The sequence below is a fragment of the Paenarthrobacter sp. TYUT067 genome, from assembly GCF_023656375.1.
Classification (GTDB): Bacteria; Actinomycetota; Actinomycetes; order Actinomycetales; family Micrococcaceae; genus Arthrobacter.
In genome coordinates this window covers 34,001-55,404 of the sequence record NZ_JAMOIT010000008.1, presented here as the reverse complement: position 1 = coordinate 55,404, position 21,404 = coordinate 34,001, and the positions used below count along the sequence as shown (strand labels likewise).

General features: G+C 60.4%; 22 protein-coding genes, 2 tRNA genes and 1 pseudogene. 9 read left to right on the top strand and 16 right to left on the bottom strand.

Features of this window, described 5'->3' with window-relative positions:
- Positions 1 to 4: 4 nt before the first annotated feature.
- The 3 genes from MOD31_RS09010 to MOD31_RS09000 are packed head-to-tail and all read right to left on the bottom strand — an operon-like array spanning position 5 to position 1,644.
- Positions 5 to 646 carry an aminodeoxychorismate/anthranilate synthase component II gene (locus MOD31_RS09010; protein ID WP_105691191.1) on the bottom strand — a complete coding sequence of 214 codons (642 nt, stop codon included), beginning with the start codon at positions 644 to 646 and terminating at the stop codon, positions 5 to 7.
- Positions 643 to 813, bottom strand: coding sequence for a hypothetical protein (locus tag MOD31_RS09005; RefSeq protein WP_011772805.1), 171 nt, complete (start codon positions 811 to 813; stop codon positions 643 to 645). Before MOD31_RS09005 ends, MOD31_RS09010 begins: the two co-directional genes overlap by 4 nt.
- Positions 814 to 816: 3 nt before the next feature.
- Entirely contained in the window at positions 817 to 1,644 is an 828-nt protein-coding gene (locus tag MOD31_RS09000; protein ID WP_166842626.1) for a class E sortase, read from the bottom strand.
- Between the two features lie 158 nt (positions 1,645 to 1,802).
- On the opposite strand from MOD31_RS09000, the gene MOD31_RS08995 reads away from it, so the two are divergent.
- From MOD31_RS08995 to MOD31_RS08965, 7 genes are all read left to right on the top strand, one after another.
- Positions 1,803 to 2,057 (top strand): cell division protein CrgA, encoded by a 255-nt coding sequence (locus tag MOD31_RS08995; RefSeq protein ID WP_142937281.1) that lies wholly within the window; start codon positions 1,803 to 1,805, stop codon positions 2,055 to 2,057.
- A 45-nt stretch (positions 2,058 to 2,102) separates the two neighbouring features.
- Entirely contained in the window at positions 2,103 to 2,612 is a 510-nt protein-coding gene (locus tag MOD31_RS08990) for a methylated-DNA--[protein]-cysteine S-methyltransferase (protein WP_142937282.1), read from the top strand.
- Positions 2,612 to 3,139: an RNA polymerase sigma factor gene (locus MOD31_RS08985; protein WP_142937283.1), complete on the top strand. Its 528-nt coding sequence runs from the start codon at positions 2,612 to 2,614 to the stop codon at positions 3,137 to 3,139. The genes MOD31_RS08990 and MOD31_RS08985 overlap by 1 nt, the downstream gene beginning before the upstream one ends.
- Positions 3,139 to 3,768 carry a methylated-DNA--[protein]-cysteine S-methyltransferase gene (locus MOD31_RS08980; RefSeq protein ID WP_250820385.1) on the top strand — a complete coding sequence of 210 codons (630 nt, stop codon included), beginning with the start codon at positions 3,139 to 3,141 and terminating at the stop codon, positions 3,766 to 3,768. The genes MOD31_RS08985 and MOD31_RS08980 overlap by 1 nt, the downstream gene beginning before the upstream one ends.
- Positions 3,765 to 4,490 carry an alpha-ketoglutarate-dependent dioxygenase AlkB gene (locus MOD31_RS08975; protein ID WP_142937285.1) on the top strand — a complete coding sequence of 242 codons (726 nt, stop codon included), beginning with the start codon at positions 3,765 to 3,767 and terminating at the stop codon, positions 4,488 to 4,490. Before MOD31_RS08980 ends, MOD31_RS08975 begins: the two co-directional genes overlap by 4 nt.
- A gap of 104 nt (positions 4,491 to 4,594) precedes the next feature.
- Complete coding sequence (locus MOD31_RS08970) at positions 4,595 to 5,194, top strand: DNA-3-methyladenine glycosylase I (protein WP_142937286.1); 600 nt, start codon at positions 4,595 to 4,597, stop codon at positions 5,192 to 5,194.
- A gap of 728 nt (positions 5,195 to 5,922) precedes the next feature.
- Positions 5,923 to 6,549: a GyrI-like domain-containing protein gene (locus tag MOD31_RS08965; RefSeq protein WP_250820384.1), complete on the top strand. Its 627-nt coding sequence runs from the start codon at positions 5,923 to 5,925 to the stop codon at positions 6,547 to 6,549.
- Here the strand turns inward: MOD31_RS08965 and MOD31_RS08960 are convergent.
- Together MOD31_RS08960 and MOD31_RS08955 are read right to left on the bottom strand one after the other, a co-directional pair.
- Positions 6,546 to 7,400, bottom strand: coding sequence for a rhomboid family intramembrane serine protease (locus tag MOD31_RS08960; protein ID WP_166842624.1), 855 nt, complete (start codon positions 7,398 to 7,400; stop codon positions 6,546 to 6,548). The genes MOD31_RS08965 and MOD31_RS08960 overlap by 4 nt on opposite strands.
- A gap of 21 nt (positions 7,401 to 7,421) precedes the next feature.
- On the bottom strand, positions 7,422 to 7,964 hold the full coding sequence (locus MOD31_RS08955; protein WP_011772794.1) for a peptidylprolyl isomerase: 543 nt from the start codon (positions 7,962 to 7,964) through the stop codon (positions 7,422 to 7,424).
- 154 nt (positions 7,965 to 8,118) lie between these two features.
- Here MOD31_RS08955 and MOD31_RS08950 point away from each other — a divergent pair, with 154 nt between their 5' ends.
- Both MOD31_RS08950 and MOD31_RS08945 read left to right on the top strand, forming a co-directional pair.
- The gene (locus MOD31_RS08950; RefSeq protein WP_142937289.1) at positions 8,119 to 9,054 is read left to right on the top strand and encodes a hypothetical protein; all 936 of its coding nucleotides are present in this window, start codon (positions 8,119 to 8,121) and stop codon (positions 9,052 to 9,054) included.
- Between the two features lie 143 nt (positions 9,055 to 9,197).
- Positions 9,198 to 10,073 (top strand): glycosyltransferase family 2 protein, encoded by an 876-nt coding sequence (locus MOD31_RS08945; protein WP_142937290.1) that lies wholly within the window; start codon positions 9,198 to 9,200, stop codon positions 10,071 to 10,073.
- Between the two features lie 18 nt (positions 10,074 to 10,091).
- On the opposite strand, the gene MOD31_RS08940 is transcribed toward MOD31_RS08945, so the two are convergent.
- The 11 genes and pseudogenes from MOD31_RS08940 to dnaN form a co-directional block, all read right to left on the bottom strand.
- Positions 10,092 to 11,000: a DMT family transporter gene (locus tag MOD31_RS08940; RefSeq protein ID WP_142937291.1), complete on the bottom strand. Its 909-nt coding sequence runs from the start codon at positions 10,998 to 11,000 to the stop codon at positions 10,092 to 10,094.
- Positions 11,001 to 11,146: 146 nt separating this feature from the next.
- A tRNA-Ala gene (locus MOD31_RS08935) sits at positions 11,147 to 11,222 on the bottom strand.
- A 70-nt stretch (positions 11,223 to 11,292) separates the two neighbouring features.
- Positions 11,293 to 11,412, bottom strand: a complete 120-nt coding sequence (locus MOD31_RS08930; protein ID WP_217639245.1) for a DLW-39 family protein — start codon at positions 11,410 to 11,412, stop codon at positions 11,293 to 11,295.
- A 48-nt stretch (positions 11,413 to 11,460) separates the two neighbouring features.
- Positions 11,461 to 11,534: transfer RNA gene (locus tag MOD31_RS08925), tRNA-Ile, on the bottom strand.
- Positions 11,535 to 11,647: 113 nt separating this feature from the next.
- The gene (locus MOD31_RS08920) at positions 11,648 to 12,349 is read right to left on the bottom strand and encodes a DUF3566 domain-containing protein (protein WP_142937292.1); all 702 of its coding nucleotides are present in this window, start codon (positions 12,347 to 12,349) and stop codon (positions 11,648 to 11,650) included.
- Positions 12,346 to 15,015 carry a DNA gyrase subunit A gene (gene gyrA / locus MOD31_RS08915; RefSeq protein WP_250820383.1) on the bottom strand — a complete coding sequence of 890 codons (2,670 nt, stop codon included), beginning with the start codon at positions 15,013 to 15,015 and terminating at the stop codon, positions 12,346 to 12,348. Before gyrA ends, MOD31_RS08920 begins: the two co-directional genes overlap by 4 nt.
- Before the next feature lie 63 nt (positions 15,016 to 15,078).
- Positions 15,079 to 17,160 (bottom strand): DNA topoisomerase (ATP-hydrolyzing) subunit B, encoded by a 2,082-nt coding sequence (gene gyrB, locus MOD31_RS08910; RefSeq protein ID WP_286198871.1) that lies wholly within the window; start codon positions 17,158 to 17,160, stop codon positions 15,079 to 15,081.
- 337 nt (positions 17,161 to 17,497) lie between these two features.
- Positions 17,498 to 18,052, bottom strand: coding sequence for a DUF721 domain-containing protein (locus MOD31_RS08905; RefSeq protein WP_062072222.1), 555 nt, complete (start codon positions 18,050 to 18,052; stop codon positions 17,498 to 17,500).
- The gene (recF, locus tag MOD31_RS08900; protein ID WP_166842622.1) at positions 18,039 to 19,232 is read right to left on the bottom strand and encodes a DNA replication/repair protein RecF; all 1,194 of its coding nucleotides are present in this window, start codon (positions 19,230 to 19,232) and stop codon (positions 18,039 to 18,041) included. The genes MOD31_RS08905 and recF overlap by 14 nt, the downstream gene beginning before the upstream one ends.
- A gap of 23 nt (positions 19,233 to 19,255) precedes the next feature.
- A pseudogene (gnd, locus tag MOD31_RS08895) lies at positions 19,256 to 20,167 on the bottom strand (phosphogluconate dehydrogenase (NAD(+)-dependent, decarboxylating)); the annotation flags it as partial.
- A 14-nt stretch (positions 20,168 to 20,181) separates the two neighbouring features.
- Complete coding sequence (dnaN, locus tag MOD31_RS08890; protein ID WP_105691206.1) at positions 20,182 to 21,306, bottom strand: DNA polymerase III subunit beta; 1,125 nt, start codon at positions 21,304 to 21,306, stop codon at positions 20,182 to 20,184.
- Positions 21,307 to 21,404: the final 98 nt, after the last annotated feature.

Below are 21,404 nucleotides of genomic sequence, written 5' to 3'. Positions count from 1 at the left end.
TCACCTACTGCTTGATGAGTGGACTCAGTTTCGAGGCTCGTTCGGCCGCACCGGTCATGCCCAGGGACTCCAACCAGTTGCCCAGCATCTGATACCCGCCTTCGGTGAGCACCGATTCCGGGTGGAACTGGACGCCGCAGAGGGGAGCGGTCTTGTGCTGCAGACCCATCACCACTCCGTTGGTTGTCTCGGCGGTGATTTCCAAAACGTCCGGGATGGAGTCCCGAACCGCCGCCAGGGAGTGGTAGCGGGTTGCCGTCACGGGCGACGGGAGACCAGCAAAGACACTCTTGCCTTCGTGCTGGACGGGTGAGGTCTTGCCGTGCATGAGTTCCGGTGCGTGTGTCACCACTCCGCCGTAGGCCTCGGCCAGGGCTTGATGTCCCAGGCAGACACCGAACATGGGCTTGGCGGCCTCGCCACACCACTTGATGAGCTCTATGCAGACTCCTGCTTCGGCTGGCGTACCCGGGCCGGGGGAGACCAGGACGCCGTCGCGGCTTGCTGCCAGCTCTATGGCCTCTGCCAGCGTCACGTCGTCGTTGCGGACCACCGTTGTTTCGGCACCGAGTTCCTGGAGGTACCCCACCAAGGTGTAAACGAAGCTGTCGTAGTTATCCACTACAAGGATTTTTGTTGTGCTCATGGCTGCTGCACTGAACCAATCGTTGAGTCGGTCAAAGTGGTGAATTGGGAGAACCACGGGAAGAGGAACTCCACCATCAGTACCAGGGCTACGCCCACCAGTACCAAGGATGTCAGGATCCGCACCCACAAGGGTCCCGGCAGATTGCGGAAGATCCACGCGTACATTGGTTACCCCTTTCCGTGTGCCCGGGCTACTTGGGCGGCGATTTCCGACGGCGGACCGGCTGAGGCAGGTTGCCAACTATCCAGCATCGAGTAAGCGATGATGCGTTCCTGTGCACCAAACCTCGGGTTGCAACTGGTCATGGTCAGGATACTTTCCGTGGGCTGGACTCCCGCTTCGGTGGGAACGGGCATCAGGACGTCCGTACGGTCCGGGAGGACGATCTGGTTGTTGCGGAAAACGTAGGTGTAGTAGCCGTCTGCCGTCTGGATGTAGATCTTGTCTCCGGGAACCAATGTGTGGATGTTGTCCAGGACTGCACCGTGGGTTTGACGGTGGCCAGCTACCGCAAAGTTGCCCGGCGCGCCAGGCATGCTGGTGCTTCCGTAGTGGCCCAATCCCAAGGTGTCCAGAACGTCCGAGCCGGTGCCTTCGATGATGGGGCGTGTGTAATCCGGGCCGAAACGGGGGATGTACATGATTCCGATCATTCCCGCGTAGGCGGGCGCCGGTGTAACCACCGGAGGTCCATAATCCACGGGGGCGGCAGGCGCCGCAGGGGTTATGGGGCCGGAGAATTCCTGAGCAAAGCTCTTGACCGCTTCTGTCTGCTTGGCGTCAGCTTCCACGTTGGTCCACCATAGTTCCCAGCCCACAAAAAGGAGCAGCACTATGCCTGCCGTAATCAGCAGTTCACCCAGAATCTGACTGATCTTACGGACAACGTCAGAGGCCCGGAGTCGCTTGCGTGGGCGCAGTTCGTGCCCTTGGCTGGCGGACGGCATGGCGGAGGCCGCCGTCTGCTGCTGATGCGCCACAAGGTCTCCTTGCATAGGGCGCGGGCGGCACAGGCGGACCCCCGGTTGCGGCTAGACTTGACAGCTAGAACCAACCCGGAACGCCGTGTGGCCGTTAACCGCTGGAATTTTCCTTCCTGCAGGATATCAAGGCTGGCGGAAACGGGTATTAAACCGAACAGCCAGGAGGATCCGTGCCCGAGTCCAAGCCCCGCAAGCGGCCTGCCCGTCAGGCCCAGCAGACTTCCGCAGCACAGCAGTACAAGCCCAACCCGGTTTGGTACAAGGCTGTCATGTTCGGCCTGATGATCCTCGGCTTGGTCTGGATCATTACTTTCTACATTACCGAGGGCCAGTTCCCCGTCCGCGAGTGGGCCTCGTGGAATATCGTGGCCGGCTTCGGCATAGCGATCGTCGGATTCCTGATGACCACACGCTGGCGCTCCTAGGAATTCCGCACCTCACATTTCCGTGCCCGTGAACGTCTACAAGATATGAGAAGCCGGCACGCAACCTTGGATTCCCCGCTGGGGCAGTTGACTTTGACTGCCCGCGGGGAATTTTTGACGGGGATCTTCTATGAGGGTCACTGGCATATGCCTTCGGAGGACTACTTTGGGGATCAGACCGGGATGGACGATCCGGTGTTCGCACGGACTCGGACCGAGCTCACCGAGTACCTGAATGGTCATCGGACTATGTTCGATGTTCCTTTCGAGGCAGTCGGAAACCCGTTTCAAGAGAAGGTCTGGGAACGACTGCAACATATTCCGTTCGGTGAAACCGTCAGCTACGGGCAGCTGGCCGCAGAACTGGGGGATCCCCATCTGGCTCAGGCGGTGGGCTCTGCTGTGGGACGCAATCCCATCAGCATCGTCATTCCTTGCCACCGCGTGGTGGGGCGTCATGGTCAACTCACCGGGTACGCAGGTGGGCTTCGGAATAAACGGTTCCTCCTGGAATTGGAAGAGCCGGTAGAGGTGCGGGAGGGCAAGCTGTTCTGATGAAGCCCAGGCAGATGGTCGACAAGAAGCCGTTCGAATCCGTGGTCCATGAACATGGCACCACAGTGCTTCGGGTGTGCCGTGCCATTCTTGGCGTGCACGACGCCGATGATGCATGGTCAGATACGTTCCTGGCTGCCCTTCAGGCATACCCGGCACTGCCTCCCGAAGCGAATGTTGAAGCCTGGCTGGTCACCATCGCCCACCGGAAGTGCATCGACCATGTACGGGCCGGTACCCGCCGTGCCCTGCCGGTTGACCTTCCACCTGAGCAAGCGTCCAGTCTCGGGATTCCTGGTGACGGCCACGATGAACTGCTTGAGGCCCTTGCGGGTCTTCCCACGAAGCAGCGCCAGGCGGTGGCCTACCACTATTTAGGGGGCCTTCCCTATAAGGATGTTGCTGCTTTGTGGGGCGGCACCGCCGAGGCTGCCCGTCGCGCCGGAGCTGACGGCGTGAAGTCTCTCCGCTCTGCCCTCGCCTCCCACCAGTCGCTGGCCCGCACATCCTCGAAAGGTGACATCTGATGACCCTTGAACTCAGTCCCGATCACGCCGAGGTTCTTTCGCTCCTCCATCCCTTGGACATCGGGCTCGAACCGGCCATTGCCAGCCTTCATGCCCGCTTGGCGCGCGACGCTCAGCTCACCCACACTTTGGACATTGCTTACAGGATTGTGGACTCCCCGCTGGGTAAGCTCCTTTTGGCTGCTACGGACCGGGGAATTGTCCGTGTCGCTTTCGAGCTGGAAGACCACGACTCCGTCCTTCAGTTTCTGGCAAGCACTGTCAGTCCGCGCATTCTTCAGGCTCCGGCACGTTTGGATGACGCCGCCCGTGAACTCGACGAGTACTTCAAGGGCACCAGGACGGAGTTCGATCTCACGCTGGATTTCCGGCTATCCCGCGGTTTCCGTCTCAATGTCCTGCGTCACCTGCCTCGGATCCCTTATGGCAGCACAGCCAGCTATGCCCAAGTGGCCCAGGCAGCCGGCAGTCCCAATGCTGTCCGGGCTGTCGGAACCGCTTGTGCTACCAACCCCTTGCCCCTCATTGTGCCCTGCCACCGGGTAGTAAAGTCTGACGGCAATTTCGGTGGCTACCTTGGTGGAAGCGAGGCCAAACGCGCACTGCTCCGCCTTGAGGCGGCGGCATGAGCGACGACGCTTTGTTTCCGCGGGAGCTCGTTCAGCCGGAAAGGCACGACGCCGGTCCCCGCCTGATTGCGCCCGGGGCCGTCCATGTTCCTGCTTGGCTTACCCTCGAGCAGCAACGATGGATAGTAGCCCGCTTTGGCGAATGGACCCAAGGGCCGGTTCCCCTCCGTGCCGCCACTCTTCCGGGCGGACATCAAATGTCGGTGAGAACTGTGTGCTTGGGTTGGCATTGGCAGCCTTACCGTTACACACGGGAAGCCACTGACGTCAATGGCCGTCCCGTGCTCGATTTCCCGGACTGGATGGTGCGCCTGGGGCGGAAAGCAGTGCAAGCGGCCTACTCCTCAGGCTATGAGGGCGTTGAAAGTGACGAAGCGCTGAGCGCACTGGCGAACAAGTACACGCCCGACGCCGCGCTGGTGAACTTTTACGACGACGGTGCCGCCATGGGAATGCATCAGGACAAGGACGAGCGTTCCAACGCCCCTGTGGTCTCCCTGAGCATTGGTGATACGTGCCTGTTTAGGTTTGGCAATACCCAAACCCGGACCAAGCCATACACAGACGTTGAGCTTCGGTCGGGAGACCTCTTCGTCTTTGGAGGACCGTCCAGGTTTGCTTATCACGGGATCCCCAAAGTTTTCCCAAAAACGGCGCCGGATGGCTGCGGCCTCTCGCAGGGACGGATCAATATCACTATGCGAGTCACGGGCTTGTCATGATGCCGGGGTCCCACCTCAAAAATGTCCGAGGCTCCGGGGAGAATATTCCCGAAAGCTGAATTACCGCCTTGGCCCTCGAGTTGGCCGGCATCGAAGGAGCGTGCATGACCGCGGATAGTGGCATAGTCGTGGGTGAGGATGGTTTGGCGCGTCCGCTGTGGGCGTCCTCGGATCCCCTCATGCAGGCCTACTACGATCACGAGTGGGGAATGCCCGTCCGCGATGAGCAGGGCATGTACGAGCGCATCAGCCTCGAAGCGTTCCAAGCGGGTTTATCCTGGGCAACCATTCTTCGGAAACGGGATGCCTTCAGGGCAGCGTTCCTGGACTTCCATCCGGAGAGTGTCGCGGCCTTCACCGAGGCCGATGAGGAACGGCTCATGCTCGACGCCGGAATTGTGCGCAACCGATTGAAAATCAAAGCGGCCATCACCAACGCCAAGGCCACCATCGCGTTGCGCGAAGAGGGCGGTCTTGTGGACTTCGTCTGGTCGTTCCAGCCGCACACCACTCCCAAACCCACCACCATGGCGGACATCCCTACCACCTCGCCGGAGTCGATCGCCTTGTCAAAGGCATTGAGGAAGAAGGGTTTCGCTTTTGTGGGACCCACCACGATGCATGCCCTCATGGAAGCCGTGGGAATCATTGACACCCACTTGATGGACAGTCATCGGCGGGGGACCTCCGGGGTATGGGTCTAACCCGAACCCCGGCGGGCCTGCGGCCCCGATAGTCCACAGAGCTGTCCACAGAAGTGTGTAACTTTATCCACAGGCGTGGATAACTTCTGTGGACATCCACGTACCAGGGTCCATTATTGGTGCCAGTCCGGCGATCCGAGGGCACAGGGCATCCAACTCCACTTATGCCCACTGTGTATTGCGCTGTGGATAGTCCACCAAGCTTCACTAGGAATTCAGCACTTTAGGATTGTCGGCTTCGCCAAATGCTCTTTGGAGTGCTTCTTGACTTACATCCACCACCTGCGCGCTATGCCGCCGTCTTGATGAGCGGCGGGAAAGTTACCCACTTAACAACAGCCCCCTGCACACAAGTTATCCACAGCTGGGGAAAAACTTGTGGGTTTCGACTCCGGGATCCCTGGTTTGCAGGCGAACAGGAGACCCTTGTTCCCTCTGAACTACAGCTATGTAAGTTATTAACACTGTTGATAAGCCTGTTGATACTCGGCTCTCCACGGCGTCATTAACAGGCTTGTCCACAGATGCTGGTGAAGTCGCCCTTTTGTCCACATTTCCGTTGCCGCGGGGGACAAAGTTATCCACAGGTGTGGAGAAACCCATGCCTTTCGGGGGATATCTTGCAATTTGACGAGTCCTCGGACGGCCAAGGTGGATAACTACATGCGTGTAAGTTACACACACTGTGGATAACACCTGTGGATAAGGTCTCGGAGTACGGTGGTGGCATGAAGAGCGATCATAAGAAGCTGATACCCAGTTACAGGGCCAGCCACGGGCACTTTTCGGTCATCACGGTTCCCGTTATGCAGTACCTGATGATCGACGGTCACGGGGACCCCAACACAGCCCAGTCCTATAAGGATGCGCTAACAACGCTGTATCCAGTCGCCTACGCTTTGAAGTTCCTCAGCAAGCGCGAGCTCGGCCAGGATTACACAGTGATGCCGCTGGAGGCGCTGTGGTGGTCCGATGACATGGATTCATTCACCCTTACCAGGGACAAGTCACGCTGGGACTGGTCGCTGATGAATATGGTCCCCGACTGGATAACCAGGGAACACTTGAACATAGCGCGGGAGACGGTCGCCACGAAGGGGGAAGGACCCGTTGTGGAGGCTCTCCGTCTGGAACCGTTCAACGAGGGTTTGAGCGTGCAGACACTACACGTAGGTCCGTATGACGATGAAGGACCAGTGCTGGAGGAGATGCACAACAAATTCATTCCGGAACAGCAGTTGGTGATGACCGGCAAGCACCACGAAATTTATCTCAGCGATCCTCGGCGCACCGCACCGGAGAGGCTCAAGACCATCCTGCGCCAGCCCGTCATGAAGGCCGGAGAGGCCAGCTAACCTGCAGTGACGCGGAACCAGGTGACCACGGCCAGCAGGCCCGCTACCAAAACGAGTCCTCCAGCCTGGAGAAGTGCTTGGTTTTTGCCCTTGGGAGCATAGGCGATCGCTGCAGCAGCAAGGCCACCAGTGATCAACCCACCCAAGTGGGCCTGCCACGCAATGCTGGGCACGAAGAAGCCAATGGCGCCATTGATGGCGATCAAAATCCACAGCTGCTTGGTTTCTCCACCCCTATGGCGCTGCACAACAAGCATGGCGCCGAAGAGGCCGAAAATGGCACCGGAAGCACCCACTACTCCCACCGGCGGGAATGTGGGAGTCAGGGCAAGGAAGCCCACGGAACCGCCAATTGCGGAAATAAGATACACAGCCAGGAATCGGATCCGCCCGAGCAAAGGCTCAAGGGCCTGTCCGAAGATCCACAGCGTATACATGTTCAGGACGATATGGAGCAGGAAACCCTGCGAGTGCAAAAACGCTGCCGTGACCATGCGCCATGGCTCACTGACAGCAAAAATGTTGGCGAACGCAAAATTCTCGAAGACCGCGTCACCGGGCACAATCCACTGAAGGACATAAACCAGTGCGCACAAGCCGATGATCACGTACGTCACCAAAGGCCGGCCTACTGCCAAGGCTCCGCCATACGGGGAGCGGTATGTCGGCGTCGTACGTTTTTGTTCGTTGACGCAGTCAACGCATTGGAACCCGACGGCGGCCGCCCGCTGGCACTCGGGGCACGCAGGGCGCCCGCAGCGCTGGCACCGCACATAGGAGGGCCTGTCCGGGTGCCTGGGGCACACCGGAATATCAGCGGACGGCTCGGCCGACGGAATTCCGTAACTCATGGGCTCTGGTTCAGTGTGTGACTAGAGCTGTTCGATGTCGATGCTGTTGATGACGACGTCCTCAACCGGGCGGTCGCCCATGCCGGTGCGGACGGACTCGATCGCATCCACAACCTTGCGGGATTCCTCATCCGTGACCTCGCCGAAGATGCTGTGCTTGCCGAACAGCCAGTCGGTGTTCACAGTGGTGATGAAGAACTGTGACCCGTTGGTGCCCTTGCCCATCTGGATGCCGGCGTTGGCCATAGCCAGCTTGTACGGAGCGTTGAAGGTCAGTTCCGGGTGGATTTCGTCGTCAAACTGGTAGCCGGGGCCACCCACGCCGCGACCCAGGGGATCGCCGGCCTGGATCATGAAGTCTTTGATGATCCGGTGGAAAATAGTGCCGTTGTAAAGGGGGGTACCGGTCTTGTCTTCGCCGGTTTCCGGGTGGTTCCAGGACTTTTCGCCCGTGGCCAGGCCAACAAAGTTGGCGACCGTCTTGGGGGCGTGGTTGCCGAAGAGGTCAACCTTGATGTCGCCGAGGCTCGTGTGGATCGTTGCTTTTGCGGTTGCGATGGTCATGGCCCCATTCTTCCATGCAGGGTCAACGCCCGTCCGGCCGTAAAGCCGGTTCCGCGCTGGGTGAAATCCTGGACGTTCTCGGACAGATGAATAGCCGGTGTTCCACAAGCGACGTAGGCTAGCAACAAACGAGCATGTGTATCGGGAGGTAGTTGTGAAGAAATCAGACCGTATTGCCCGCGAACTCGAACAATCAGTCACGGCCGGTGTGGATAACGCCCGCGACTGGGCTGCACCGCGTGTGGAAGCAGCCGTGAATTGGGCTGTTCCGCGTATCCAGCACGGCATTGATAGCGCTTCGCCCAAGATTCAAGAGGGTCTGAAGTCCGCTGCGCACAACCTCGCTGACGGCGTTGCAGTTGTCACACCGCGGATTCAGGATGGGCTGGCGCACCTCGCGCCGAAGATCCATGACGTGGTGGAAGACGCCACACCCAGGATCCAGGAGACGCTCAACAGGGCTACCCCGGCGCTCGGCCATGCACGGGACAAGGTGGTGGACGAATACCTCCCCAAGCTGTCCGAGCAGTTGGGACAGGCTTCGGTAGCGGTCCACCACGTCCTTGAGAATGCCCCCGCGCAGGTTGATGCTGTGGCACAGAAGCTGGTTGATTCCGGCGTTGTCCACAGCGTTCAGGAGCAAGCCCAGGCCACCGGCAAGCAGATCAAGGCTGTGACGGACCAAGCCAGCAAGGCGGTCTCCTCTGCATTGGTGAAGGAACAGCCCAAGCCCAAGAAGCGCGGATGGCTGATCGTCACGGTCATTGCCGCCGCCGCTGCTGCCGGTGTTGCTGCCTGGAAGGCTTCCAAGCCGGTTGAAGATCCGTGGAAGACGCCTGCTCCGGTCACACCGACGCCCGCTCCTGTTCCTGCAGCGGCTCCGGCAGTTGCCGAGCCCAAGGCTGCGGACATCACACCGGAGGAAGCCGCAGCTGAGGCAGAGCAGGCAACCAAGGATGCCTTCAAGAACGTCGAGGACTCCACGGAGAAAGTGGCGACGGACGCAAAGACCGCCGTCAAGAACATCGCGGCCAGCCTGCACAAGGACACCGATGGCAAGGAGTCAGATGCCAAGGGTGCACAGAACTAAACACTGACTCACCGCCTCGAAGTGGGGCAGAGAACGTCAAACACTGAAGGGATCCCGGCGATTGCCGGGATCCCTTCAGTGTTTGCCGCCTTGTCATCAATGCCTCCATCACCTGCCCGGGCACGGGTGTTAGATTTATGGTGATGTCAGCCGATAGACCCCTAGCGGGTTCCCTTAAGGATGCTCCGGAACCTCCCGGCGTATCCATCGTTATCCCGGCGTATAACGAGGAAAGCGTCATTCGCCAGTGCCTCATCGCGGCCATCTACCAGTCGGTTCCCGCGCAAGAGATCATTGTGGTGGATAACCTGTCCACAGACCGCACGGCCAGAATAGTGCGCCAGATGCAACAGGAATACCCTGAAAGCCCCATCCTGCTCATGCGGCAGGAGGCCGCGCAAGGTCTCATCCCCACCCGTAACCACGGGCTGAACAACGCCTCAGGGGACGTCGTAGGCCGCATCGACGCTGACTCAGTCCTTGAACCGGACTGGGTGGAACAGGTCCAAAAGGCCTTCACGGATCCCTCGGTAGCCGCTGCCACAGGTCCAGTGGTCTACTACGACATGCCAATGCGCCGGTTCGGGCTCAAAGCGGATGACAAGATGCGCCAGCTCATGCTCCGCCTGGCCAAGCACCAGTACCATTTCCTCTTCGGATCAAACATGGCCCTTCGACGCTCGGCATGGGAAACCATCCGTGATGAAGCGTGTTTGGACCCCAACGACGAGATGCACGAGGACATTGATCTTTCGCTGCACCTATTCGAGCACGACCTCAAAGTGCAGTACCTACCCCAAATGGTGTCCGGGATGTCTGCCCGCCGACTTGAGGACTCACCCAGGGACTACCGCTACTACGTCCAGCGCTTCGATCGGACCTACAAGGCTCACAACGTCAAGAAGATGGCTTTGAAGGCACCTATGGTGGTGTTCTTCTCGGTGTACTTTCCGGCGAAGCTGCTGCGTGCCATCCACACGGCCAACTCGGGGCAAGGCACCCGCCGCGGCGGAGTCTAAACGCCCGACGGCGGCACCTTAGTCTGCGCCCAGTTCGGCTTCGCGTCGGTCTGCTTCCGGCCTGCCACGCCGCTGACCGGCTACAACCACGGCCAGCCCTACAAGGATCAGCGCCAACCCCGCATAAGTACCGGCAGGCAACGTTTCATTCAGGAAGATGGCCGCCAAAAGGGCAGCACCTGGAATCTCCAGCAGGATGATCATGGACACCAGTAGCGGGCTCATCGTAGCCAGTAGATGGTTAAAGGCCGTGTGCCCCACCAGCTGCGCACACACGGTGATGGCGATAATGCCAAGCCAACCGCCGGCGTCGAACCCTGAGAGTGGCTGGGCAGTGAACAAAGCCAGCATGGCCACAATCGCCGCACACATGCCGTAGCAAAGTGTGGTGTACGTTCCAGTCCCCATGGACTGCCTCGCCTTGCCACCGGCCAACGTGTACAGGCCGGCCAGGGCGCCGCCCGCAAGTGCCAGGAGGTCACCGAGGAGCGCTTCCGGGGACGAGCCCATATCGAATCCAGTAATCGCCACCACGCCGCCAAAAGCAATGCCAAGCCCCGCCAGGACCGGCCAACGGTGCCGGGTGCCCCGGAACACCTGGAACACGGCGATCCACCCCGATTGCAGGCATACCAGGGCAGTAGCCGCAGCCACCGATGTCAGCTGCAGTGCCGTGATGAAACAAGCGAAATGGAAGGCCAGCGCCACGGCAGCCACGGCAGACCAACCAAACTCACGCCGCGTGATCCTCCCGAACGCTTTCGGTTCCCGAATGATGACGGGGCCCGCCATCACCACGGCACCTATTGCGTTACGCCAGAATGCGATGGCCAGTGCGGTCACCGAAGTGGCACCAAGCGTGCCGGCAATGAGCGGGCCGGAGGAGGCAACACCCAGGACGCCGAGCGCAGCAATGAGAAGGGTCACGGATCCACCCTAGTGTGATTGAAGGTGGCCCTTCCTCCCACGCAGCTTTAATCCGCCGCAAATTTCGAATACATAGAATTCCGACGACTTGGGAGGAAGGGCTTAAATGCAAAAGTCCCGGTCATTTCTGACCGGGACTTTCCTTATGGTGGAGGCACGGGGACTCGAACCCCGAACCCCCTGCTTGCAAAGCAGGTGCGCTACCAATTGCGCCATGCCCCCATAAGAAGCAACCCGTCAATCATACCCCATGTCAGGACTGGAATTTACCAATCCGCACCGGGCTCTTCGGCTAGTCCACCGTATCGGTTGACTTGCTCCAGACATCCTTCCGGGCTTCGGATTCCTGAGCCTTTTTATAGACCAGGACGCCTGCGATAGCAGCTGCTACAACTACCAGCAACTTCTTCACAAGCACCTCATTCCGGTTCAGTTTTACCTGAACCTCTTTGTGGTTCCGTGGGCGTACCAGGACTTGAACCTGGGACCTCTTCGTTATCAGCGAAGCGCTCTAACCGCCTGAGCTATACGCCCCGATGCCTCATCGGGCCGAGATATGACTGTACAGCACATCCCGGCCCGATCTCAAATCGAGGCATTTCCCCGGTGTAATTCCGCCTATTTCGGCTGATTTCCGGGAGTTTTTGCTAGTCGTCAGTCAGGGTGACGCCGACGCCACCAACCAACGTTGCGGAAATGTTATACAGCACGGCCGAAAGCATGGACAGCGCAGTCAACAGAACCACGTTCACTACAGCAATGATGGTGGCAAAGGATGCCACTTGGCCGAGTGAAGCAATCTTCTTGAGTTCGAACCCGCTGCCCTCGGAGCCTGCCAGGGTGCCAAGGAGGCTGTCCACCTGGTCAAAGATTCCCGTGAGATCCAACACAGTCCACAAGACGATTGCTGCAACCACGGTGACGATGCCCAAAGCAACAGACAACAGGAATGCCATCTTTAGGACCGACCACGGATCAACCTTGCTGACAAGAAGCCGCGCGCGGCGAACCTTGGCCTTGGGAGCCGGCTTCACCAAGCCGGGCCCACCCTGCGAGGGACGCTGGGCAGGGGTGCCGGCCGGGCGCTGGCCGGGCTGTGCAGGCCGCTGTCCGGGGGCCCCAGCGGGACGCTGACCGGCCTGTGCCGGGCGTTGTCCGGGAGCGCCGGAAGGACGCGGAGCGGAATTAGCTCCGCTCGCGGGCCGCGCTCCGGCACCGGATCCCGCGGACCCGGTTCCAGGGCGCTGCTGGGGACGTGCAGGCGTTCCCGACTGCGTGTTGCCTGAGGGCTGCCGGAGTCCGCCGGGGACACCTGTGCTCGGCTTGGGATATGAGTCGGAATTACTCACTCGTTACCTCCGGTGTTGTCTTCGTTCAGCTCCGCGCCCGTTTCGATTTCCGGGTCTGCGTCGTTTTCCGTATCGGCCGTCACGGTCGCCTCAGAGGCGCCGTCGTTTGCAGCCAACGTTACGTCATCGTCGAGTCCGTCCTCGGACTCTTCGCTTTCCAAGCCGCGTTCGCTGTTGCGCGCAACCTCGATGATGCGGTCATTCTTATCCGGCTTCGCAAAGATGACGCCCATGGTGTCGCGGCCCTTGGCGGGGACGCCGGTCACTGCCGAGCGGACCACTTTGCCACCCTCCATGACCACCAGAACCTCGTCTTCTTCCTGCACGATCAAGGCGCCAACAAGGTCACCACGGTCTTCGGCAAGTTTGGCTACCTTGATGCCCAGGCCACCACGGCCTTGGAGTCGGTACTCATCAACGGCAGTCCGCTTGGCGTATCCGCCCTCGGTGACGATGAACACGAACGAACCATCCTGGACCACGTCTGCGGCCAGGAGTTCGTCGTCTTCACGGAACTTCATACCCGTCACACCGGAGGTGGCACGACCCATGGGACGCAGAGCATCATCGGTGGCCGTAAAGCGGATGGACTGGCCCTTGCGGGACACCAGGAGCAGGTCATCGGTTTCACTGACCAACTGGGCGGATACCAGTTCGTCCTCGTCGCGCAGGTTAATGGCAATGACACCGGCTGTGCGGTTGGTGTCGTAATCCTCCAACCGGGTCTTCTTGACCAAACCATTCTTGGTGGCAAGCACCAGGTAAGGGGCCTGCTGGTAGTCCCGCAGGTCAAGGACCTGGGCAATGTGCTCATCCGGCTGGAAAGCCAGCAGGTTGGCTACGTGCTGGCCCTTGGCGTCGCGTCCGGCTTCAGCCAATTCGTAAGCCTTTGCCCGGTACACGCGTCCAAGGTTGGTGAAGAACAGCAACCAGTGGTGGGTGGTGGTCACAAAGAAGTGCTCCACCACGTCGTCGCCGCGCAACTGTGCACCCTTGATGCCCTTGCCGCCGCGCTGCTGCGAACGGTAGTTATCACTACGAGTGCGCTTGACGTATCCGCCGCGAGTGATGGTGACAACCATTTCCTCTTCAGGGATCAGGTCTTCCATGGACATATCGCCATCGAAGCCCATCAGGACATGCGTCCGGCGATCGTCTCCATGCTTGGCAACGATCTCGGCGAGTTCTTCGCTGATGATCTGACGCTGGCGCTCTTCCGAAGCCAGGATCGAGTTGTACTCCAGGATCATCGCTTCGAGTTCCGCGTGGCGGTCCTGGATCTTCTGGCGTTCCAAGGCAGCCAAACGGCGCAGCTGCATGTCCAAAATGGCGCGGGCCTGGAGTTCGTCGATCTCCAGCAACTCCATGAGCCCTTCGCGGGCAGCTTCGGTGGTGTTGGAGGCGCGAATAAGGGCAATAACCTCGTCCAGCATGTCCAAAGCCTTGAGGAGTGCACGCAGAATGTGCGCTTCTTCCTCGGCCTTGCGCAGGCGGTACCGGGTCCTGCGTGCAATGACGTCCATCTGGTGAGCCACCCAGTGCCGGATAAAAGCATCCAGGCTCAAGGTGCGCGGAACGCCGTCGACAATTGCCAGCATGTTCGCCGAGAAGTTGTCCTGCAGCTGCGTGTGCTTGTACAGGTTGTTCAAGACCACCTTGGCAACGGCATCGCGCTTGAGCACGATCACCAGGCGCTGACCGGTACGGCCGGAGGTTTCATCGCGGAGGTCCGCGATACCCGAAATCTTGCCGTCCTTGACCAGCTCGGCAATCTTGATGGCCAGGTTGTCCGGGTTGGCCTGGTAGGGCAGCTCGGTCACCACCAGGCAGGTACGGCCCTGGAGTTCCTCAACATTGACCACTGCGCGCATGGTGATGGAGCCACGGCCGGTGCGGTAGGCGTCTTCGATGCCCTTGTGGCCGAGGATGGTAGCGCCCGTGGGGAAGTCAGGTCCCTTGATTCGCAGCAGCAGAGCCTCGAGAAGTTCTTCCCGCGTGGCCGTCGGGTTCTCAAGCGCCCACTGCACACCGTCGGCAACTTCGCGCAGGTTGTGCGGTGGAATGTTGGTGGCCATACCGACGGCGATACCCGAGGAGCCGTTGACCAGCAGGTTGGGGAAACGCGCCGGCAGGATAGTGGGTTCCTGGTTCTTGCCGTCGTAGTTGTCCTGGAAGTCGACGGTTTCCTCGTCGATGTCGCGGACCATTTCCATGGCCAGCTGAGCCATCTTGGTTTCGGTGTAACGCGGTGCAGCAGCGCCGTCGTTACCGGGCGAACCGAAGTTACCCTGGCCCAGCGCCAGCGGGTAACGCATGGTCCAGTCCTGGATCAGGCGGACCAAGGCGTCGTAGATCGCCATGTCGCCGTGCGGGTGGTAGGTACCCATGACGTCGCCAACAACGCGTGCGCACTTGTTGAAGGAGCGGTCAGGGCGGTACCCGCCGTCGAACATTGCGTACAGAACACGGCGGTGGACCGGCTTGAGGCCGTCGCGGACGTCCGGGAGGGCACGGCCGACGATGACGGCCATGGCGTAGTCCAAGTAGGACCGCTGCATCTCGGTCTGCAGGTCAACCTGCTCCACGCGGTCAGTCAGCACATCACCCTCGAGAACAACATCCTCGACGTCGTTCGATTCCGGGACTTCGGGAGTTTCGTCACTCATAATCTAAGGTTTCCGTTTCAGGTATATGTCAGTTCTGGAATATTCAGTTGCCCCTGTGGGCCCCTAGATATCGAGGAACCTGACGTCCTTGGCGTTCTGCTGAATGAAGTTACGACGCGATTCGACGTCCTCGCCCATCAGGACGGAGAAGGTCTGATCTGCGGCCAGGGCGTCATCCATGGTGACCTGCAACAGGGTGCGACGATCCGGGTCCATGGTGGTGTCCCACAACTCGGTGTAGTCCATCTCGCCCAGGCCCTTGTAGCGCTGGATGCCGTTGTCCTTGGGCAGGCGCTTGTTCATGGACGCACCCTTACGGATGGTTTCGTCGCGTTCGCGGTCGCTGTACACGTAGTCGTGGGCGGCGTTTGACCACTTGATCCTGTACAGCGGCGGTTGGGCCAAGTACACGTAGCCGTTCTCGATGAGCGGACGCATGTAACGGAACAACAGTGTCATCAACAAGGTGGTGATGTGCTGGCCATCGACATCAGCGTCGGCCATCAGAACGATCTTGTGATAGCGAAGCTTGCTGATGTCGAAGTCCTCGCCGATGCCAGTGCCGAAGGCGGTGATCATTGACTGGACTTCGGCATTACCCAAAGCCTTGTCCAAACGAGCGCGCTCCACGTTCAGGATCTTGCCACGCAGTGGAAGGATGGCCTGGGTCTCCGGGTTGCGGCCACGTTTGGCCGAGCCGCCGGCGGAGTCACCCTCCACGAGGTAGACCTCGCAGCGCGAAGGATCCTTGGACGAGCAGTCGGACAACTTACCGGGCATGCCAAACGACTCCAGCGGGCTCTTCCGCCGGGCATTGTCGCGGGCTTTACGAGCGGCCATACGTGCTTGGGCAGCCGAAATGGCTTTGCGGATCACGTCGCGGGCCGGGCCGGGGTTACGTTCCAGCCAGTCACCCAACTGATCCGTGACAACACGCTGGACGAAGCCCTTAACCTCGGAGTTGCCCAGTTTGGTCTTCGTCTGGCCTTCGAACTGCGGTTCGGAAAGCTTCACCGAAATGACGGCGGTCAGACCTTCACGGATGTCATCACCGGTAAGGTTGTCTTCCTTCTCCTTGATGATGCTCTTCTCGCGCGCATAGCGGTTGATGAGCGAGGTCATCGCGGCACGGAAGCCTTCTTCGTGCGTTCCGCCCTCGTGAGTGTTGATGGTGTTTGCATACGTGTGGACGCTTTCCGAGTAAGCGGTGGTCCACTGCATGGCGACCTCGACGGCGATGTGCCGCTCGGTGTCTTCAGTTTCGAAAGCGATGACGTCCTCGTGGACAATCTCCACCTTCTTGTTCGAGTTCAGGTGCTTGACGTAGTCCAGCAGACCGTCCGGGTACTGGTACACAACGGTGCGGTGCTCGGCGGCTACCTCGCCTTCGGTTGCCACGGCATCCAGATCGAGATCATCGTCGTCGCCGCCGCGGTTAACCGGACGCTCATCCGTCAGCGTGATTCGCAGGCCCTTGTTCAGGAAGGCCATCTGCTGGAAGCGTGCACGCAGTGTCTCGAAATCGAACTCGGTGGATTCGAAGATGGTGCCGTCCGGGTAGAACGTCTGGGACGTCCCCGTGACATCGGTAGCCTCGCCCTTGACGAGTTCGCCCTGAGGCTTGCCGCCGTCGGCGAAGGTCATGCGCCAAACGTGACCCTGGCGGCGGACTTCCGTATCAACCCGGCGCGACAGGGCGTTGACTACGGAGATACCAACACCGTGAAGGCCACCGGACACTGCGTAGCCGCCGCCGCCGAACTTACCGCCGGCGTGCAGGATGGTCATGACTACTTCAACAGTCGGCTTGCCCTCTGTCGGGTGGATATCCACGGGAATACCGCGGCCATCGTCCACCACGCGCACTCCACCGTCAGCGCGGAGCGTGACTTCAATGTGGCTGCAGTAACCAGCCAACGCCTCATCAACAGAGTTGTCCACCACCTCATAAACCAAGTGGTGCAGGCCGCGGGGACCGGTTGAGCCGATGTACATGCCGGGGCGTTTACGCACGGCTTCGAGGCCCTCCAGCACGGTGATGTCGCTGGCACCGTACTCCCTGCGCTCCTCCACGGGCGTGTCAGGCTTGGGAACAGTCTCCTCTTCGGGCTCTACTGCCAAGGTCTCTGCATTGTCGTTAGCCACAGGCGCTTTCGACTCCTCTGTACTCGATGTCGGCCGTTCCCGGAGTTGCCCACGGCTAACCGCGGCCGCCAACGGGCACGTGACTGATTGCGCCGTCTAGTCCGACGACGGGGGTCCCCGATGCCACAGGAGTGGATTCAGGACCCGACGACGTTTCACCGGCGCTCAGTGATCTACGCCAATTCTATCGTGGAAAGGCGCAAATCCTTGCAAATACGGGGGCAGCCGACAGCTGAATATGGCCATGGGAGACCACTGGCCCTATCTTCAATGGCCCTGCGGTGGTCCCGACGGGGGCCTATACGACTCGGGGGCGTTGAAACGCCCTGCACGCCGTTTAGCCGTACGTGTCCCGCGGGCCTCGACCGTTAACGCTGCGTCCGCCTTTTCGCCAACTTGGAGCCGAAGGTCCCAACACCTGGATGCTGGTCACAACCCCTTCGCCCAGTTCGTTGCGGAACATCTCCAGAAGGCTGGTGCTCAGCAACCGCAGCTGCGTCGCCCACGCGGTGGAATCGCAACGAACATGGAGTGTGGTGTCAGTAAAGCTCTCCGGCGTGCAGTGGGCGGAGATATCCGGTCCCACCAGCGTCTCCCACTCCGCCATGACGGAACCAACGGCCACGGGCGATGTCCAACCACGTTCGGCCACCAAGCGTCCCACCACTTTTCCCAAACCCAAGGGATCACGGCCGCTGCCGTGGAATTGGGCAAAACCCCTGGTATCCCGGAGCCCCTTACGTTTGGGAGCTGACCCGGGCCTCGGCGCGCGCTGCCGCACTTCTCCGCGGGCAGCCGCAGCCTCGCGCATACGGTTCAGCGCCGCCTGTGCAGCATCAATCTCATCCGGTTCACGGCCAGGTTGAAGTCCCTCGCGGCTATCCTTCGCCATCGATGCCTCCCGGAACAACGGTTACGCGCCGTCCGGCCAGTTCCTCGGGGATATCGGCATCGACGGCGGCGGTCACCAGCACTTGCTCGGCGCCGGCGACTATTGCAGCCAGTTTACGCCGGCGCTGGACGTCCAGTTCAGCGAAAACATCATCCAGGATGAGGATCGGAGCGGTGCCCCCGGTCCGAGCATCGTCCAACATCACATAGTAGGAAGCCAACCGCAGCGAGAGGCACATGGACCACGTTTCACCATGGGACGCATAACCCTTCGCGGGTGCCTGCCCCAGAACAAGTTCCAGTTCATCCCGGTGCGGCCCTACCAAGGAGATGCCCCGTTCGAGCTCCTTTTTCCTCGATGCCGCGAAGGCCTGGACATAGCGCTCCGTGAGCTCGTCAACGGACAGCAGCCGGAGGTCGTCCACCGACGGCGAAGGTTCCGTTCCGTGGTCGGCTGGACCGCCGTCGTCGTCAAGTACGCCCTGGATGGTTGAGCGGTAGACAGCGCCGGCGTCCTTGGAACCGTCAGTGAGCTGTGCATAAGCGCTGTTCAGGTGAGGACGCAACCGCTCCACAAGCTCGAGGCGGGCATGAAGCAATTCCGCGCCGGCGCGTGCCATGTGCTGGTCCCAGACATCCAGGGTTGCCTCATGTCCGGCGGTGAACTTACCTGCCCGGGCGGATTTGAGCAATGCGTTGCGTTGCTTCAGAACGCGGTCGTAGTCGCTGCGGGTGGCAGCATGCCGCGGAACAAGGCTCACCAGCAATTCGTCCAGGAAGCGTCGGCGGTTCGAAGGATCGCCCTTGACCAGCGCCAAATCCTCGGGTGCGAACAACACCGTTTGGCAAATTCCCAGTATGTCCCTGGCCCGGACCGGGTTGCTGCGGTTGATGCGTCCCCGGTTTGCCCGGCCGGAATTGATCTCGAGCTCTATGACCGTTGACTGTTCTCCACGGACCAGCCTGGCCCGGATCAAAGCGCGCTCCGTACCGAATCGAAGCAGCGGAGCGTCCGTGCTGACCCGGTGGGAGCTCAGCGTGGCCAGGTATCCGATTGCTTCCATGAGGTTGGTCTTGCCGATTCCGTTGGAACCCACCAAGACCGTAACACCAGGGCCGAGCTTCAGGTCGACCTGTGCATAGCTTCGGAAATCCGTCAGCGAAAGATGTTCGAGGTACACGCCGTCTGCAGGAGTCCTGCGGCCTAGTTGGCCGGACGGGTGGCGTGTCCGCCGAACTGGTGGCGCAGGGCGGACACCATTTTCATGGCCGGGGAATTGTCTTCGCGGGAGGCAAAGCGGGCAAAGAGGGCAGCCGTGATCGCAGGCGCGGGCACTGCATTGGCGATTGCCTCTTCCACGGTCCAACGTCCTTCGCCGGAGTCCTCAACGTAGTCATCAATCGATGCCAGCCCTGGATCTTCGTCCAGCGCTTTGACCATGAGGTCCAAGAGCCAGGAACGGACAACCGTGCCCTTTTGCCATGCACGGAAAGTCCCCGGAAGGTCCTTCACGATGTCTTTTGCCGCCAGCAATTCGTAGCCCTCGGCATATGCCTGCATGAGGCCGTACTCGATGCCGTTGTGAACCATTTTGGCGTAGTGGCCAGCACCAACTCCGCCCACGTGGACGAAACTGTCGGCCCGTTCACCCTCGGGGCGGAGAGCGTCGAAAACGGGCATGGCGAGTTCGATGTCTTCGTCGGCACCGCCTGCCATCAGGCCGTAACCGTTTTGTAGGCCCCAGACACCGCCGGACACACCACAGTCCGCGAAGCGGATGCTCTTCTCGGCCAGTGCAGCAGCGTGCTTTTGGTCTTCCGTGAAACGCGAGTTGCCGCCATCGATCACCATGTCACCCGGGCTGAGCTTCTCGCCAAGCTCTGTTACCACCGCATCAGTGATGGCACCGGAGGGAACCATCACCCAGACCAACCTCGGAGTGGGCAGTGCAGCGATGAGTTCATCCACCGACGCGACATCCGTGACCTCGGGATTGCGGTCAAAACCGGTGACCTCAATGCCACCGTTCCGCATGCGTTCCCGCATGTTGAAACCCATTTTGCCGAGGCCGATCAATCCGATGTGCACGGTGTGAACTCTTTTCTGCGAAGGTGGCTGCTACGTTCCAGCTAGTTGGGGAGGCGGACCGGCATCACGAGGTAGCGGTAATCGTCCTGGTCTTCGCCATCCGCCTCAGCCTGGGCCGTGATCATGGCAGGCTTCGGTGCAGTGGTGAAGGAGAAACGAACGTACTTGGTTTCGATTACGCTCAAGCCCTCAACGAGGTAATGCGGGTTGAAGGCAACGGTGATGTCCTCACCGGAAAGCTGGGCTTCCAGCTCCTCGGAAGCCTGCGCATCCTCGCCTGTGCCGGCGTCGAGATTCAGCAGGCCCTGGGTGAAGGCAAGGCGGACCGGGGTGTTTCGCTCGGCCACGAGCGAAACACGGCGGACGGCCTCGACGAGTTCCTGAGTCTGGACTGTTGCGTGGATCGGAGTGGAGTCCGGGAAGAGCGAACGGATCTTGGGGTAGTCGCCATCCACCAGGAGTGATGTGGTGGTTCGTCCGCCGCTTTCGAAGCCAATGAGCCGGCTGTCATCGTCAGCCAAGGCGAGGTTGATGTCGCCGCTGCCACCGAGCGTCTTGGCTACTTCGTTCAGGGTTTTGGACTTGACCAGTGCACTGGTGGAAATTCCCGGGGTTACGGGCTTCCAGGGGACTTCGCGCATAGCGAGGCGGTAGCGGTCCGTGGCAAGAAGCGTGATGAGGTCATCCTCGATCTCCATGCGGACGCCAGTCAGGATGGGCAAGGTGTCATCCTTGCTTGCCGCGATGATCACCTGGGACACGGCCTGGGAGAAGGCGTCGCCCGGCAAGGTTCCGCTGATGGCCGGGAGCGCCGGAAGTGCGGGGTATTCGGACTCGGGCATCGTGGCCAGATGGAAGCTGCTTCGACGGCAGGTGAGGGTGACCTTGCTGCCATCGGTTTCCACTTCGACAGGGGCCGAGGGCAAGCTGCGGCAAATGTCTGCCAACAGGCGTCCGGAGACCAGGATAGTGCCTTCCACAGCGATGTCTGCCGGGATTTCCAAACGCGCTGAGGTCTCGTAGTCAAAGCTGGAGAGACTGACGGTACCTGCCTCGGCTTTGAGGAGGAGACCGGAGAGCACGGGGACGGGCGGCCGCGGAGACAACGACCGCGCGGTCCACGTAACGGCTTCTGCCAGGACGTCGCGGTCGACTCTGAACTTCACGGAAGGGTGCCGCCTTTCATTGCTGCTGCCATGTAGTAGCTGCGGATTCCTGCTTGGAAGCCGCTAAATCTTCGCGGTCCGGCACCGGAACCTGCATG